Here is a 16,213-nt window from a genome sequence, read left to right on the forward strand (position 1 = left end):
ATCGGCGCAGCCGCTGGCCCGCACGGGTCGCCGCGCTGCGCCGATCGGTCCCACTCCGGTACCAGGTCCATCACGCCGCGCCGGATGTTTCGCTTTCACCTCCGCGAGCTTCTACCGTGCTGCCCGTGGGTGTTCTGCGAACTCTTCCCGTCCAGCACGTGCTGGACCGCACCGAACGCAGCGGCCTCGCGCGGCGGCTGTCCGGTGTCGACCTCGTCGGCTTCGGCATCGGCATCATCATCGGGACCGGTGTCTTCACGCTGGCGGGCGTCGAGGCCAAGGAGCACGCCGGGCCCGCGGTGGTGGTGGCGTTCCTGATCGGCGGCGTGGTCGCCGCGCTGGCCGCGCTCTGCTACGCCGAGCTGGCCGCGGCGGTGCCGACGGCGGGCAGCGCCTACACCTACGGGTACGCGACGCTCGGCGAGATCTTCGCCTGGATCATCGGCTGGGACCTGCTGCTGGAGTTCGCGCTCGGCGCCGCGGTGGTGTCCCGCAGCTGGTCGGGCTACGTCTCCAGCCTGCTCGGGCTGCCGCCGGAGTGGTTCGGCGAGGAGGCGACGGTCAACGTCGGCGCCGTCCTCATCATCGGCGTGCTCACCATCGTGGCCGTGCTCGGCATCCGCGAGTCGTCCTGGCTGACCAACGTGCTGGTCGTGGTCAAGGTGTCGGTCTGCGTGCTGGTCGTCATCGCCGGGTTGTTCTTCTTCACCGGCGCGAACCTCACCCCGTTCGTGCCGCCCGCGCAGCCCGCCGAGCAGGGCGCGAGCGTGCTGGAGCAGCCGCTGGTGTCCGCGGCGCTCGGCATGGAGCAGTCGATGTACGGGTTCGGCGGGGTGCTCACCGCGGCCGCGATCGTCTTCTTCGCCTACACCGGTTTCGAAGCGCTGGCCAACCTCGGCGAGGAGACCAAGCGGCCCAAGCGGGACCTGCCGGTGGGCCTGCTCGGCAGCCTGATCGTGTGCACCGTGCTGTACGTGCTGGTGGCGCTCGTGCTCAGCGCGATGGTCGACTACCGGCAGATCGACGAGGCCGCACCGCTGGCCGCCGCCTTCCACTCGGTCGGCGCGCACTGGGTCGCCGCGCTCATCGCGCTCGGCGCCGTCACCGGCCTGACCTCGGTGATGATGGTGGAGCTGGTGACCATCGGCCGGATCGGGTTCGCGATGAGCCGGGACGGGCTGCTGCCGCCGAAGCTCTCCCAGGTGCACCGGAAGTGGGGGACCCCGCACCGGGTGACGATCGGCGGCGCGGTGCTGGTGATGCTGCTCGGCGGGTTCATCCCGATCTCCGAGCTCGCCGACATGGTCAGCATCGGCGCGCTGTCCGGTTTCGTCATCGTGGCCATCGCGATCCCGGTGCTGCGCCGCCGCGAACCGGACCTGCCGCGCCCGTTCCGGATGCCGTGGTCCCCGGTGCTGCCCGTGCTGACCGCCGTCGCCTGCCTGTACCTGATGTCGAACCTGAGCGTGCTGACCTGGCTGCGGTTCGCCGTGTGGCTCGTGGTCGGCCTGGCGATCTACCTGCTCTACGGGTACCGCAAGTCCCGGCTGGCCACCGCCGAACCGGTCAGCGACGCCGAGTCAGGATGAGCTGCTCGGCCACCGCCAGCAGCAGCGCCAGCGTCACGAACCCGACCGCGACGAGCAGCCCGATCGAGATCGCCGCGTCGTAGCCGCCGGTGGCGATCGCGCCGAAGAACAACCCGGACGCGGTGGCGGTGCCGATGGCCGTGCCGAGCCGCTGCCCCGTCTGCTGCACGCCCGCCGCGGTCCCGCCCCGGGCCGCGTCCACCTTGGAGAGCGTGACGGTCTGGTTCGGCGAGATGACCAGCCCGCTGCCGACCCCGGCCAGCAGCAGCGGTGCCGCCACCACCAGGCCCGCGGCCGCCCCCGGCCCCGTCGACAGCAGCAGATCGGTCACCACCAGTCCCGCCAGCGCCCCCACCAGCCCCAGCACCACCAGCGACCGGCCGAACCTGTTCACCAGCCGCCCGGTCACCGCCGAGGACGTGGCGGAACCGATCGCGAACGGCGTCATCGCCAGCCCCGCCTGCAGCGGCGAATACCCCAGCCCGCGCTGGAAGTACAGGGCCAGCACGAAGAAGATGCTGGTGAACCCGGCGAAGTACAGCATCCCCAGCGCGGTGCCGAAGCTGTAGCTGCGGATGCTGAACAGCCCCAGGTCCACCAGCGGTTCCCGGCCGCGGCCGCGGTAGTACCGCTCCCACAGCACGAACAGCACCAGCAGCACCGGCGCCGCGCCCAGCAGGTACCACGGCGTGCCCGCCCCGCTCTCCTGCTGGATGAGCGGCAGCAGCACCGCCAGCAACGCCCCGGCCAGCAGCAGCACCCCGACCAGGTCGAGGCTGCGCGGCCCTTCCTCCACCTCGTCCTTCGGCAGCACCTTCGCGGCGAACGCCAGCGCGAACAGCCCGATCGGCACGTTCACGAAGAACACCCAGCGCCAGCCCTGCTCGCTCCCCGCGAACTCGATGATGAGCCCGCCCAGCAGCGGGCCGATCGCGGTGGACACGCCGATGACCGCGCCGAACATGCCGAAGGCCTTCGCCCGTTCGGGGCCCTGGAACAGCTGCTGGATCAGGCCCAGGACCTGCGGGTTGAGCATGCCGCCCGCGACGCCCTGCACCAGCCGGGCGACCACCAGCCAGAGGGCCGACGGCGCGAAGCCGGCGGCCGCGCTGGCCGCGGTGAACAGCAGCAGCGAGAGCACGAACATCCGGCTGCGCCCGCGGTCGTCGCCGAGCCGCCCGGCGGGCACCAGCACCAGCCCGAAGGTCAACGCGTAGCCGGACACCACCCAGCCCAGCGCCACCGGCGGGGCGTCCAGCCCCTGCTGCATGGACGGCAGCGCGACGTTGACGATGCTGACGTCGAGGAGGGTCATGAATCCCGCCAGCAGGCACACCCCCAGCGCCTGCCACCGCTGCGTCGTCGTCGAGGCGGTAGTTCCCGTCATTCCCACATCCTGACGGTGCACCGACGGCTCGTCTCGGCTGAGGGGGGCCGATCAAGCGGACCGTGAGGTGCTAAGGAACGGTCCCCGGTCACCGTCCGGAACCGCCGCGCACGCAGTTCGAGGGTTTCCGCGGCGCTGGTAGCGTCCTGCCCGCGCGCCGCGCCTGACTCCCCGACCCCACGACCGCACGAGACGATGACCTCCGAACCGCCCGAAGACGCCGGACCCGCCGCCTTGCGCGCCAGGGTTCGCGAGGTGGTGGCCGCACACCAGGGCAGCCACCGGGAGTTCGCCGACCGGATCGGGCTGGACGCCAGCAAGCTGTCCAAGTCGCTGAGCGGGGTCCGGCGGTTCACGCCGGTCGAGCTCACCCGCATCGCCGAGCTCGGCCAGGTGACGGTGAACTGGCTGATCAACGGCCAGGACGACGCGGAGACGGTGGCCGCGGCACCGCGGCGGGCGGCACGTCCACCGGAACGGTCCGGCGGCGACCGCTACCAGCAGATCCTCGACGCGGCCTGGGAGCTCATCGCCGAGCGCGGTTACCACTCGGTGCGGGTCGCCGACATCGCCGAGGCGTGCGGGGTGAGCGCGGCCGCGATCCACTACCACTTCCCGGGTCGCGACGACCTGCTGACCGAGGCGCTGCGGCACTCGGTGCGCCAGGCCTTCGACCGGCAGGTCGCCGAGCTGCACAGCATCGACGACGCGCACCGGCGGCTGCTGCGCCTGGTGGAGCTCCAGCTGCCCGGCTCCCCGGAGCTGCGCCGCGAGTGGTCGATCTGGTTGCAGGTGTGGAACGAGAGCGCGCTGCGCCCCGAGCTGCGCGGGCTGCACGGCGATTCCTACACCCGGTGGCACGACACGATCGCGCGAACCATCCGGCAGGGGCAGCGGCAGGGCGTGTTCACCGGCGGTGACGCCGAGGAGCTCGCGGTGCGCTTGACCGCCCTGATCGACGGACTCGGCATCGGAGTCCTCACCGGCCGCCCGGAACGTTCGGTCCCGCGGATGCGGCAGGTCCTGCACGACTTCATCAGGCGCGACGTGGTCGGCGACCGCGGAGACCGAGCATCTCGTCCGCGCCGGAGCGATCACGGGTGGTGATCTCTGCTCGCCCGTCCGGGTCGCTCGATCGCCGGTTGAACCCCCTGGTGCGGCTCGGTAGTTTCCGAAAGCACTCGCCACGGAGGTGATCAGGTGCCGGAGGACGACGAGATCCTGGTCGAGCACCGGGATGCGGTGCTACTGCTGACCTTCAACCGGCCGGACCGGCTCAACGCGTGGACGCCGAGCATGCGGCGGCGCTACTTCGACCTGCTGGAAGAAGCCGACGCCGACCCGTCCGTGCGCGCGGTGGTCGTCACCGGTGCCGGGCGCGGGTTCTGCGCGGGCACGGACCTCTCCGCACTGGGCGACACCCCCGAGCCGGACGTCGACGAGCGGGCGATCTCGCTGTCGATCCGGATCCGCAAACCCATCATCGCCGCGATCAACGGGCCGGTCGCCGGGATCGGCCTGGTCGCGGCCCTGTTCGCGGACGTGCGCTTCGCGGCCGAGGACGCCAAGTTCACCACCGCGTTCAGCAGGCGCGGCCTGGTCGCCGAGCACGGCATCTCCTGGTTGCTGCCGAAGCTGGTGGGCGCGGGCGCCGCGCTGGACCTGATGCTCTCGGCCCGGACCCTGCCGGGCACCGAGGCGCACCGGATGGGACTGGTGGACCGGGTGCTGCCCGCCTCGGAGGTGCTGGCGGCGGCGCTGGAGTACGCGCACGTGCTGGCCACCGAGTGCTCCCCCGCGTCGCTGGCCGACATCAAGGAGCAGATCTACTCCGGCCTGGACAGCGGACTGGAGACGGCCCGGGCCGACGCGAACAACCGGATGGTCACCGCCTTCGGCCGCCCCGACGTGCGCGAGGGGGTGCGCAGCTTCCACGAGCGGCGCCGGCCGGACTTCCCGCCGCTCGGGGGCTGAACGCGGCCGGGACCGATACGGTGGCGTCGAGAAGCCCGATCCGCGGAAGGAGCGCCGTGAACCCCGAGACTCCGGAAGCCGACGCAGCCGATCAGAACCGTCCCGCCGAGGACACCGCGGGCGAGGACCTCACCGTCCCCGCCGAATCGTCCGCGGAGGCCGATCCGGCCGATCTCGCGGACCAGCAGCTGGTGGTCCCCGATGACGAGGACTACGAACGCGACTGACGGGATCCCCGCGCGCCGCGCGCCGATCACGACGAATGCCGGATTCCGGGGCGCGGCGCGTTGCGGACCCATTAGTCGCACCCGATACGGAGGTCAAGTTCTTTTCGGAAAGTTCCTAGAACTTGCCCCGCACCATTCCGGAACCCGGTAGCTTAACCACGATCACCTGCACCGCCTGGAACGAGCGATCCCGGCCTTTCCGCGCCACCGGACGCGCGAAAGCAACTCGCCATTTCCAGTGCGAACTCGCCCCGGCGCTCAGCCCGGCCAGAGGCCGAACATCGTCGCGAATCCCTCACGCCAACTGGGCCATCCCGGACGCCAGCCCAACGTCTCCCGGAGCCGGAAATTCGTCGCCCCCCGCTGCTCGGTCAGCCGGTGCACGGTGAGCCAATCCAGCTGCGCCCTGGCCTGGTCCAACGTCAGCGACAACGGCGCCGGGCCCCCGATCATCCGGGCGTACGCCGGTAACCACTCGGCGTATTCCGCGGGTTCGTTGTCCACCACGTTGTAGGTGCCGGTCTCCCCTGCCTCCAGCACTTCCACGACGGCGCTGGCCGCGTCCTCCACATGGGTGAACGAGGTGAGCCCGACCCCGTCCACGACCAGCGGCAGCGCGCTGCCCCGGACCTGCTCGTGCACCAGTCCGCCCGGCGCGTACCAGGTGTCCGGCCCGTACAGGGAACCGTAGCGCAGCACCACGCCTTCCAGGTCGGTGCGCTCCACGACCGCGCGCTCCATGTCGGCCACCGCCCGCACCACCTCGCCCCAGCGCCCCGGGGCGTCGATCCACAGCGGCGAGTCCTCGTCCAGCACGTCGTGGCCGTTCGGGCAGTACGCGGCGACCATGCTCTGCGCCACCACGCGGCGCACCCCGGCATCGGCCGCCGCCTCGACCAGGTTCCCGGTGCCCTGCTCCCACAGCCGCGAGGTGCGGGCCAGCGCGTCGTCGAAGTCCGGTCCGCGGAAGCCGGACACCTGCGCCACCACCACGTCCGGCTCCGCGCGCTGCAGCACCTGGCGCAGCCGCGGCAGGTCCAGCACGTCGGCCACCACGACCTCGTCGGCACCGGTCACGCCCTGCGCGCGGCCGGCGGTGCGCAGCAGCGCGGTCACGTGGTGCCCGCGTTCCCGCAGCTTCGGCAGCAGCGTCGTACCGACCACGCCGGTGGCTCCGGCGACGAACACACGAAGGGACACCCGGAACCTCGCAAAGATCGACTTCAGCGGGGTGGGCAGCCTACCGCGTCGCGGCCGGCGCCCACGACGAACATGCGAGAGGCCCACGCCTGGCAGGCGTGGGCCTCTCGCTATCGGCTTGACTCAGGCGATGCCGCGAATCTGCGAAGCTTGCGGACCCTTCGGGCCCTGGGCGATCTCGAACTCCACGCGCTGGTTCTCGTCCAGCGTGCGGAAACCGGAGGCGTCAATCGCACTGTAGTGGGCGAACACATCGGATCCACCCCCGTCGGGGGTGATGAAGCCGAAGCCCTTTTCAGCGTTGAACCACTTAACGGTACCGGTAGCCATTCTCTTTACTCCTACTTCAGATGGCCAGGGCCGACACTGCGTCAACCCCAAGTCGCCGAGATGATCACCCGGGCCGAACGGCCTCCGGCACAACAAAGCGCCTGCGCCACACTTGTCTCGCAGGCACTTTTTAGTACTTCTGGGAACCAAAACTGCAACCGCGGTCAACGCTAGCACCCCGACAGCGGGTTGTCACACACTTGTCACCCGAAGTCGTGGCGACCGAAGTCCGGTGTAACGCCCATCCGCATTCCGACGATTTCCCCGAAATGGGCGTGCGCGCCACCCCGGAGCCGGGATGGCGCCCACGTTCCAGTCTGATGCGGTGAGCCTACGGAATGCTGACCAGCAGCCTCCCCTCGGCCTCCGCCACCTTGTTCTGCTCGGTCTGCCAGTCCGCGAGCCGCAGCGCGGCCGTGCGCGGCGTGGTGCCGTCGGCGTCCCAGGCCGCCAGCAGCGGCGGGATCTTCGCCAGCATCTCCTCCCGGAGCACGCTGAACGACAGCACCGGGTCGGCGTCCACCCGGCCCAGCAGCAGCCACCACGCCCAGGCGACCGCGCCGGAGTTCGCCACGAAGTCCGGGATCACCGGCACTCCGCGGTCCGCCAGCTGCCGCTCCGCTTCGGCGGTGACCGGCGTGTTCGCCGCCTCGATGATCACCTTGGCGTTGACCTGGGCCACCCGCTCCGGGGTGATCGCGTAGGACACCGCGGCCGGGATCAGCACGTCCACGTCGATCGAGAGCACCGCGTCCCGCGGCAGCCGCTGCACGTCCGCGGGCACCTGGTCGCGGTCGATCTCGCCGAACCGGTCCCGGGCCTCCAGCAGCGCGGGCACGTCGAGCCCGTCCGGGTGGTAGAGCGAACCCGCGGCGTCGGCCACCGCGACCACCTTCAGCCCGGCCTCGTGCAGGTACCAGGCGGCACCGCCACCCATGGTCCCCACGCCCTGCACCGCGACGGTGGTGCTCGCGTGGTCCCAGGCGCGGGCGTGCACCACGCCGAGGCAGCACTGCGCCACGCCGTAGCCGCCGACCACATCCCCGAGCAGCAGCCCGCCGGGAACGGGCGCGTTCAGCCCGGCCCGCACCCGGCGCAGCGTGTGCTCCACGTCGGGCGCCCGGCGGATCGCCGCGTGGTAGGACTGCTGCAGCCCGGCCTCGACGAACACGTCGTCGATCAGGTGCTGCGGCACGCCCAGGTCCTCGGCGGTCACCCAGTGCGCGTCGATCCACGGACGCATGGCCTCGACGAAGCGGCGCAGCACGCCGTGCGCGTCCGGGTCCTTGGGATCGCAGTCGATGCCGCCCTTGGCGCCACCGACCGGCAGGTCGAACACGGCGGTCTTGCGGGCCATCCCCCGCGCCAGGTCCTCCACCTCCGACATCGTGCATCCGGCGCGCATCCGGGTTCCGCCGGTCGCCAGGCCTGACACCAGGCTGTGCACGACGAGGAACCCGTTCTTCCCCGTCACCGGATCTGTCCAGGTCACCCTCATCAGCGGGTCGCAGTCGACGAGTGCCACCGGCCGAACCTCCTCCCAAGTGCAGTGCATGGCATGGGCGCCGCGATGCCCCCCACCAGAGTTACCTACAGAAGGGGCGTGTTCCGGCGAGGGAGTTCGAGCACCGCTCAGGGACTGGTCCCGCGGGGCCCGGCTCGGCCGGCCGCACGCGCTGCGCGTCGTGATCACCGCCTCAAGCGGTGATCAGCCTCAATGTCGCAGCCAGAGCGATGAAGAAGCCAGCCAGCGGAGGGGACGGGGAAGGCCGTGCTCATGGGCCCGCATGGTCACCTCCACGTCTCGCCGGCGATGGATCGAAGCTAAACCCGAGCTGGATTTATTGTCAACAATCGTCGTATCCGACATTCGCGCCGTCATCCGAAGTTCACGGCGAAACCCGCCCGTGATGTGCCGGCAAGCCGCTGACCAGGCTAATCGGAGATCGCCGGGAAGGGGACAGCTGGCCGCCGACACTCACTCGTCCGGGGTCTTAAGCTCTGGGCGCGGCAGTTGTCCGCCCGCGGCTTCGCGCGGGTGAACGCAGGACGTCGGGCGCGCACGAGTTCGGGGAATCGGCTCCGCCGCCCGCGCATGGGCTGGGAGGATGCAGGCATGAGCCAACCGGGACTCCCCGAGCAGGGGCCCCACCGACCGGATCCGCAGGATCCGCCGGGTGCGCTGGACCAGGCGGCGCAGCAGAACCTCATCCAGGAGGTGGGCCGGGTGCTGCTGCGCTCCATGCCCCCCGCGTGGAGCGAGGTCACCGTCGAGTACCGCGCCGTGGGCGGGCACGCCGAGCTCGCCGCGCAACTGCTGGCTCCCAACGGCACCCCGATCCCGATCGCGGTCCCGGACGCGGTCGCGGGGCTGTTCGCCCGCCTCCGCCACGGCATGCACGAGGCCGACCGCGGGACCTGGATCAGCGCCCTCTACCGCCTGCAGCGGCCCAGCAGCTACAGCGTCGACTTCAACGGCGACCACGAGCCGGGCTGGAACCGCACCCCGCCGCCCGAGGAGTTCGCCGCGGAGCTGCGCACCTACCCGCGCGCGGGCGCGAACATCCCCGCCTGGCTCGCGCGGGGCGCGGGAATCCCGGACGCGACCGGCAGCGCCACCCGCACGCCCGCGCTGCGCACCGCGGAGGTCTTCGACTCGGTCGACGAGGACGGGCGCCCGCAGGTGGACCGGCCCGGGATCGACGACGCGGAGCTGCGCGGGCTCGTCGACTACCTCGACCGGGCGCCGGTGGTGCTGGCGGCGCGCAGCTACGACACCGACCAGCTCGACCCCGCCGCTCCCGCCGACGTGCCGCTGACCTTCCACACCGACGGCCGGTGGATCTGGCCCGGCGCGGTCGGCTACTACCTACGCAAGCACGGGGTCCCGCCGGACGCGGCGCTGGTCGACCACATCCGCGGCACCGGGTTCCAGGTCCCGGAGGTGGACGAGCACGACCGGGAGCTCGCGGTCTCGGTGATCACCGGCGAGGAGCATCGCTGACGGGCGCCGACCTGGCGTTCGTGGACGGCCCGGTCGTCACCTCGGACGCCGGCGGTTCGCGCACCGACGCGCTCGCCGTGCGGGCGGGCCGCGTCCTCGCGCTGGGCGAGCCGGCGGTGCGGCCGCTGATCACGAGCCGCACCGAGGTGGTGCGGTTGTCCGGGCGGCTGCTGCTGCCCGGGTTCCAGGACGCGCACGCGCACCCGGTGTTCGGCGGGCTGCGGCGGCTGCGCTGCGACCTCACGGCGGCGACGAGCGCAGCGGAGTGCCTGCGGACCGTGGCCGCGCACGGCGGTGCCGGCTGGGTGCTCGGCGGCGGCTGGGACTCGCCGCTGTTCCCCGGTGGCGCGCCGACCGCGGGCGAGCTGGACGCGGTGACCGGGGACCGGCCCGCGTACCTGCTCAACCGCGACCTGCACAGCGCCTGGGCGAACACCGCCGCGCTGCGCCTCGCCGGGGTGCGCGCGGACACCCCCGATCCCCCGGACGGCTGGATCGAGCGGGACGGGCGCGGCCGGCCCACCGGGACGTTGCACGAGGGCGCCGCGGACCTCGTGGCCCGCGCGTTGCCCGCCCCGGATCCCGGCGAGCACCGCGCGGCGCTGCTGGAGGGCCAGCGGGTGCTGCACGCGCACGGCGTCACCGGGTGGCAGGACGCGATCGTCGGCGCCTACTTGGGGCACGCGGACGTCTTGGACACCTACCGGGAACTCGACCGCGCGGGGCGGCTGCGCGCCAGGGTGCAGGGCGCGCTGTGGTGGGACCGCCGCCGCGGCGCGGAGCAGATCCCGGAGCTGGTCGAGCGGCGGCGTCGGGCGCGCGGCGAGCGGTTCCGGGCCGAGCACGTGAAGGTCATGCTGGACGGGGTGTGCGAGAACCGCACCGCAGCCATGGAAGCCCCCTACCTCGGCGAGCAGGGCCGCGGGCTGGCCCACCTCCCGGACGCCGAGCTGCGGGAGGTCGTCACCGCGCTCGCCGCCGCGGACTTCGCGGTGCACTTCCACGCCGTCGGTGACCGGGCGGTGCGCGCGGCGCTGGACGCCGTCGCCGCCGCGCCGGGTTCGGGGCTGCGCCACCAGATCGCGCACGTGCAGGTGGTGCACCCGAACGACGTGCCGCGGTTCCGGGAGCTCGGCGTGACCGCGAACGTCCAGCCGGCCTGGGCGGTCCCCGACGCGGCGATGACGGAGCTGACCATCCCGCGCCTCGGTGCCGAGCGCGCCGCGCGCCAGTACCCGTTCCGGTCGCTGCACGAAGCGGGCGCCCCGCTCGCCGCGGGCAGCGACTGGCCGGTCTCCGATCCCGATCCGCTCGCCGCGGTGCACGCCGCGGTGAACCGCCGCGAACCGGGCGGGGCCTCGGCGTTCCTGCCGGAGCAGGCGCTGCGGCTGGAGACGGCGCTGACCGCGCACACCGCGGGCGCGGCGCGCGCGAACGGGTTCGCCGCCGAGACCGGGTCGTTGGAGCCGGGCAAGGCGGCCGACCTCGTGGTGCTCGACCGCGACCCGTTCTCCCTGCCGCCGCAGGAGATCGGCCGGGCCCGGGTGGAACTGACCTTCGTGGACGGAGAACCCGTCCACCGGCGCTGACGACCGGCCGAGGACGTCACCCCAGCGCGTGGAACACGCGCAGTCCGAGGTCCGCGATGCGGTCGCAGGCGAGGCGGTGCGCGGCCCGCTCGTCGGCGAGCTCGTCCACCAGCACGGCCACCACCGCGCGCGGCCGGTGGTCGCCGATCAGCGCCACGTCGTGCCGGGAGTGCGCGATCTCGCCGGTCTTGTTCCAGCAGCGGACGCCCTCCGGCAGCAGCGCGGGCAGCCGATCGCGCACCTGCTGGCGGGAGAGCACGCGCAGCGCGTGCGCGGTCAGGTCCGGTGGCAGCGCCCGCGCGGTGGCGAGCCGGTCCAGGATCCGCGCCTGGTCGCGGGCGCTGGTCGTGTTCCGGCCCGGGGCCCGCACGTCCATCAGCCGCCGCTCCACCCGGGTGGCAGTGCACCCCAGGTCGGTGGCGCAGCGGGCGATCGCCGGGAAGCCCACGGCGTCGATCACCGCGTTCGTCGCGGCGTTGTCGCTGATCACGATCATGAGCGTGATCAGGTCGCCGAGGGCGAGCCGATCCACTCCGGACAGTTCGTGCAGCACGCCGGAACCTCCGGCTCGTTCCGCGGGAACCGGCATCTGGTCGTCCAGGGTGAACAGTCCACCGTGGACGCCCCGCAGCGCGCTGATCATCACGAGCACCTTGATGGTGCTCGCCGGGTGCACCTCGCGGTCGGCGCCGCTGAGCACCGGCACCCGCTCGCGCAGGTCCCACGCGGCGAACCCGAGGCGGCCCGGGAAGTCCGGGCGCACTCCGGCAAGCGAGTCCGCCAACCGCCGCGCGAAACCCATCCGAGCCCTCCTAGAGCGTGCCGAGCACCGCGTGCGCCGCGGCGGCGTCCTGCACCCCCACGCCGACGCTGTTGTAGAACACCAGGTCCTCCGGCGCGGTGCGGCCCGGAGCGCGCCCGGTCAGCACCTCGCCGAGCGAGCGCAGCCGGGCCCGGTCCAGGTCCCCGTCGCGCAGCGCGCGCACGATCGGGCCGGCGTGGCCGGCGGCGGTGTCCGCATCGTCGACCACGACCGCCCCCGCGCGCCGCACGAGCTCCGCGTCGACCTCGTGGCGGTGCGGTTCGAAGGAGCCCACCGACACCACCGTGGCACCGGGTTCCAGCAGGTCGGTCGCGACGACCGGCTCGGCGCTCAGCGTGCAGGTGGCGATGATCGCGGCGCCGCGGACGGCCTGCTCGGCGGTGTCCGCGGGGCGCACGTCGAGCCCGAGTTCGGCGGCGAGCTCGGCGGCGAGCGCCTCCCGCCGCTGCCGGTTCCGGCCGTGCACGCGGACGCTCCGCAGCTCCCGCACGCGGGCGATGGCGCGCACGTGCGCCCGGGCCTGGACGCCGGAACCGAGCACCGCGAGGTCGGCCGCCGCTCCGGGAGCGAGGGCGTCGACGGCGACCGCGCTGCCCGCCGCGGTGCGCAGCTCGGTGAGCGCGGTGCCCGCCAGGACCGCGCGCGGTCCGCCGGTGCGGGCGTCGAGCACCAGAAGGGTCCCCGAGATCACCGGCAGGTCCAGCTCGGCGTTGCCCGGGTGCACCGAGATGAGCTTGGCGACGGCGCCGTGCTCCGGCGAGACGGTGCCGAGGTAGCTCAGCGCGGTGCCGGTGCCGCTGGGCACCGAGACCTTCGGGGCGAGCCGCGCCCGGCCGTCGGCGAGCGCTTCGAACGCGGTCCGCTGCGAGCGGATCGCCGTGTCGAGGTCCAGGGCCGCGGTCACGTCCGCGTCGGTCCACATCAGGTCGGTCATCGGTTCCTCCGGTTCGCGGTTCCCCCGCAACCTGGCACGCGGGGCGGGGTGCTGGGAACGGGGTTCGGGCACCGGGCTCTCGGGATGCGGGCTCTAGGGACGCGGGGCCCCGGGACGCGCGGCGGACGATCTCGCGGAGCAATAGCATCGCTGTCGCTCAGAACGTCAGGAAATCACTCTTCTGATGCTCGATGTTCGAACGCCTGCGCGGTTACCGTGAGTTCCACGGCCGGTCGCACACCGCAGCCGGCAGTCCTCCGCGCTCCGGCGGCTCCCCGCTCCGCCCTGCCCGACGCCCCGGTACCCGATTTCCCGGTTCCCGACGAGCGACTCGCCGACCGGCCCCGGCCGCCGACGGCACGAGCGCGAGCACGCACCCGCAAGCACGCACGAGGAAGAGGTGGACCACGGTGTCGACGACGGTGAGTTCGGTGATCGGAGCAGGCGCGCACGAGGCGGCGACCGGGTCCGGCACCGGCGAGTACCTCTCCCGCAACCCCGCGCGGCTGGACGACGTGGTGGCGCGGGTCGAGCTCGGCGGAGCGGACGCGCTGCACGCCGCCGCGAAGGCCGCCCGCACCGCGCAGCGCGAGTGGGCGCAGGTGCCCGCTCCCGTGCGCGGCCGGGTCGTCGCCGAGCTCGGCAGGCTGGTCGAGGCGAACAAGGAGTCGCTCGCCCGGCTCGTGACCAGGGAGATCGGCAAGCCCTACGCCGAAGCGCTCGGCGAAGTCCAGGAGATCGTCGACACCTGCGACTTCTTCCTCGGCGAGGGCAGGCGGCTCTACGGGCAGACGGTGCCCTCCGAGATGCCGGATAAGCAGCTGTTCACCTTCCGGGTTCCGGTGGGCGTGGCAGCGGTGATCACCGCGGGGAACTTCCCGGTGGCGGTGCCGTCCTGGTACCTGGTGCCAGCCCTGCTCTGCGGCAACGCGGTGGTGTGGAAACCGGCCGAGTACGCCGCCGCGGCCGCGCGCGCCGTCGCCGAGCTGGCCTGGCGGGCCGGGGTGCCGCGCGGCGTGCTGAACCTGGTGTACGCCGACGGCGAGGCCACCTACGCCGGGCTGGAGACCGCGCTGCGCGACGGCCTGGTCGACAAGGTGGGTTTCACCGGCTCCAGCGCCGTCGGCTCGCGCATCGGCGAGCTGTGCGGCCGCTACGCCCAGAGCCCCTGCCTGGAGCTCGGCGGGAAGAACCCGATGGTGGTGGCCGCGGACGCCGACCTCGACCTGGCCGTGGAGGGCGCGCTGTTCTCCGGCTGGGGAACGGCGGGGCAGCGCTGCACCTCGCTCGGCAACCTGATCGTGCACCGGGACGTGCACGACGAGTTCGTGAGCAGGCTCGACCGCGCGCTGCGCGACGCGGTGATCGGCGACCCGGCGCAGGAGGTGCTCTACGGGCCGCTGCTCGACCAGAAGTTCGCCAACGGCTTCGAAGCGGTGCTGGACACCATCGCCGACCACCACCGGGTCCTGGGGTCCGAGTTCGTCGGGCGGATCCGCGGTGACGCGCCGCGCGCCGGATTCCTGGGAGACCCGGAGGCCGGGCTGTTCTACCACCCCGTGCTGCTGGACGGCTTGCGCCCCGAGGACCACGTGTTCGCCCAGGAGACCTTCGGCCCGATCGTCGGGGTCAGCACCTTCGACAGCCTGGACGAGGCGATCGAGCTCGGCGACGCGCCCGGATACGGCCTCTCCGCCGCCGTCTACACCACCGACCCGGCCACGGCCTTCCGGTTCCGCCAGGGCACCCGGGCCGGCATGGTCAGCGTGAACAACTCGACCTCCGGCGCGGAGGCGCACCTGCCGTTCGGCGGCAACGGGCGGTCCGGGAACGGCAGCAGGCAGTCGGGCATCTGGGTGCTCGACCAGTTCACCCGCTGGCAGTCGTTGAACTGGGACTTCTCCGGCAAGCTGCAGAAGGCCCAGATGGACGTGGCCACCGTCGAGCCGGACCGCGGCTACCGGTTGCCGCCCGAACTGGGCGGCACCGAGTGACCCCGCCGGGCCGGGCCGAGGTCGTCGTGATCGGTGGCGGGGCGATGGGCACCTCCATCGCCTTCCACCTCGCCGAGGCGGGAGCGGATGTGCTCCTGCTGGAACGCGGCGAACTCGGCTCCGGCAGCACGGGCAAGGCGGCAGGCGGGGTGCGGGCGCAGTTCTCCGACCCGGTCAACATCGAGCTCGGTGCGCGCAGCCTGCGCGCGTTCGCCCGCTTCGACGAACGGCCCGGCGGCTGCATCGACCTGCGCCGGAACGGCTACCTGTTCCTGCTCACCGATCCGGCGGACGTGGCGGCGTTCGAGGAGTCCGTGCGGCTGCAGAACGCCTGCGGTGTCCCCAGCCGGATGCTCACCGCACGGGAGGCGGGCGAGCTCTCGCCACCCGTGTCCGTGGACGACGTGCTCGCCGGCGCCTTCTCCCCCACCGACGGGCACTGCACCCCGGACGGCGTGGTGCAGGGCTACGCCGCCGGAGCGCGCCGCTGCGGCGCGCGGATCCAGCGGCACTGCGCCGTGACCGGCATCGAGGTCACCGGCGGTGCGGTGACCGGGGTGCGCACCGACGCGGGCCCGGTCGCCACCTCCGCGGTGGTGTGCGCGGCGGGCGCCTGGTCGGCGGCCGTCGGCGCGATGGCCGGGGTCGAGCTGCCGGTCCGGCCGCTGCGGCGGCAGATCCTGGTCACCGAACCGGCACCCGGGTTGCCCGACCGGTTGCCGTTCACCATCGACTTCGGGACCGGCTTCTACTTCCACGAGGAGGGGCCCGGCCTGCTGATGGGCATGCCGGACCCGCTGGACAGCGCCGAGCCGCACCTCGACGACGGCTGGCTCGAACTGCTCGCGGACACCGTTGAACAGCGGGCACCGGCGCTGGCCGCGCTGGGCGCGGCGCACCGCTGGGCCGGGCTCTACGAACTGAGCCCCGACCACAACGCGCTGATCGGCTCGGCGGCGGAGGTGCGCGGGTTCCTGTACGCGACCGGTTTTTCCGGGCACGGCTTCCTGCAGAGCCCGGCGGTGGGCGAAGTGGTCCGCGACCTGGTGCTGGACCGGCCACCACCGGTCGACGTCAGCGGGCTCGGCGTGGACCGCTTCGCCCGCGACGAGCACCGCCCGGAACGCAATCTCGTCTGAGCACCCCGTCGGCGGACCCCTCG

At 72.9% G+C, this 16,213-nt stretch carries 14 protein-coding genes; 8 read left to right on the forward strand and 6 right to left on the reverse strand.

The genetic code is table 11. From position 1 onward, the window contains the following. The first annotated feature begins 125 nt into the window (after window positions 1-125). Window positions 126-1,589 carry an amino acid permease gene (locus tag LCD31_RS12215; RefSeq protein ID WP_224958081.1) on the forward strand — a complete coding sequence of 488 codons (1,464 nt, stop codon included), beginning with the start codon at window positions 126-128 and terminating at the stop codon, window positions 1,587-1,589. Here LCD31_RS12215 and LCD31_RS12220 read toward each other — a convergent pair. Next, window positions 1,567-2,976 carry an MFS transporter gene (locus LCD31_RS12220; RefSeq protein WP_224958083.1) on the reverse strand — a complete coding sequence of 470 codons (1,410 nt, stop codon included), beginning with the start codon at window positions 2,974-2,976 and terminating at the stop codon, window positions 1,567-1,569. The two genes, LCD31_RS12215 and LCD31_RS12220, sit on opposite strands and share 23 nt — an antisense overlap. Before the next feature lie 195 nt (window positions 2,977-3,171). On the opposite strand from LCD31_RS12220, the gene LCD31_RS12225 reads away from it, so the two are divergent. From LCD31_RS12225 to LCD31_RS12235, 3 genes are all read left to right on the forward strand, one after another. Then, complete coding sequence (locus LCD31_RS12225; RefSeq protein ID WP_224958085.1) at window positions 3,172-4,083, forward strand: TetR family transcriptional regulator C-terminal domain-containing protein; 912 nt, start codon at window positions 3,172-3,174, stop codon at window positions 4,081-4,083. Between the two features lie 93 nt (window positions 4,084-4,176). After that, window positions 4,177-4,950, forward strand: a complete 774-nt coding sequence (locus LCD31_RS12230; protein WP_224958087.1) for an enoyl-CoA hydratase-related protein — start codon at window positions 4,177-4,179, stop codon at window positions 4,948-4,950. 56 nt (window positions 4,951-5,006) lie between these two features. Next, window positions 5,007-5,177: a hypothetical protein gene (locus LCD31_RS12235; RefSeq protein ID WP_224958089.1), complete on the forward strand. Its 171-nt coding sequence runs from the start codon at window positions 5,007-5,009 to the stop codon at window positions 5,175-5,177. Window positions 5,178-5,435: 258 nt separating this feature from the next. Here the strand turns inward: LCD31_RS12235 and LCD31_RS12240 are convergent, their stop codons facing one another. From LCD31_RS12240 to LCD31_RS12250, 3 genes are all read right to left on the reverse strand, one after another. After that, on the reverse strand, window positions 5,436-6,377 hold the full coding sequence (locus LCD31_RS12240; RefSeq protein ID WP_224958091.1) for an NAD(P)-dependent oxidoreductase: 942 nt from the start codon (window positions 6,375-6,377) through the stop codon (window positions 5,436-5,438). A 123-nt stretch (window positions 6,378-6,500) separates the two neighbouring features. After that, window positions 6,501-6,707, reverse strand: a complete 207-nt coding sequence (locus LCD31_RS12245) for a cold-shock protein (RefSeq protein WP_224958093.1) — start codon at window positions 6,705-6,707, stop codon at window positions 6,501-6,503. 331 nt (window positions 6,708-7,038) lie between these two features. Beyond that, entirely contained in the window at window positions 7,039-8,262 is a 1,224-nt protein-coding gene (locus tag LCD31_RS12250; protein ID WP_224958095.1) for a Glu/Leu/Phe/Val dehydrogenase dimerization domain-containing protein, read from the reverse strand. A 561-nt stretch (window positions 8,263-8,823) separates the two neighbouring features. Here LCD31_RS12250 and LCD31_RS12255 point away from each other — a divergent pair. After that, window positions 8,824-9,711: a hypothetical protein gene (locus tag LCD31_RS12255; protein WP_224958097.1), complete on the forward strand. Its 888-nt coding sequence runs from the start codon at window positions 8,824-8,826 to the stop codon at window positions 9,709-9,711. A gap of 20 nt (window positions 9,712-9,731) precedes the next feature. Beyond that, the gene (locus LCD31_RS12260) at window positions 9,732-11,300 is read left to right on the forward strand and encodes an amidohydrolase (RefSeq protein ID WP_224958099.1); all 1,569 of its coding nucleotides are present in this window, start codon (window positions 9,732-9,734) and stop codon (window positions 11,298-11,300) included. Window positions 11,301-11,316: 16 nt separating this feature from the next. Here LCD31_RS12260 and LCD31_RS12265 read toward each other — a convergent pair whose 3' ends face one another. Both LCD31_RS12265 and LCD31_RS12270 read right to left on the reverse strand, forming a co-directional pair. Beyond that, window positions 11,317-12,102, reverse strand: a complete 786-nt coding sequence (locus tag LCD31_RS12265; protein ID WP_224958101.1) for a serine hydrolase — start codon at window positions 12,100-12,102, stop codon at window positions 11,317-11,319. Window positions 12,103-12,112: 10 nt separating this feature from the next. Beyond that, window positions 12,113-13,057, reverse strand: a complete 945-nt coding sequence (locus LCD31_RS12270; RefSeq protein WP_224958103.1) for an ornithine cyclodeaminase family protein — start codon at window positions 13,055-13,057, stop codon at window positions 12,113-12,115. A gap of 410 nt (window positions 13,058-13,467) precedes the next feature. Here LCD31_RS12270 and LCD31_RS12275 point away from each other — a divergent pair, with 410 nt between their 5' ends. Further along, complete coding sequence (locus LCD31_RS12275) at window positions 13,468-15,051, forward strand: aldehyde dehydrogenase family protein (protein WP_224958105.1); 1,584 nt, start codon at window positions 13,468-13,470, stop codon at window positions 15,049-15,051. Beyond that, window positions 15,048-16,190, forward strand: a complete 1,143-nt coding sequence (locus tag LCD31_RS12280) for an FAD-binding oxidoreductase (protein ID WP_224958107.1) — start codon at window positions 15,048-15,050, stop codon at window positions 16,188-16,190. Before LCD31_RS12275 ends, LCD31_RS12280 begins: the two co-directional genes overlap by 4 nt. Window positions 16,191-16,213: the final 23 nt, after the last annotated feature.

It is taken from the genome of Saccharopolyspora sp. 6M, assembly GCF_020176775.1.
GTDB classification, from domain to species: Bacteria; Actinomycetota; Actinomycetes; order Mycobacteriales; family Pseudonocardiaceae; genus Saccharopolyspora_C; species Saccharopolyspora_C gregorii.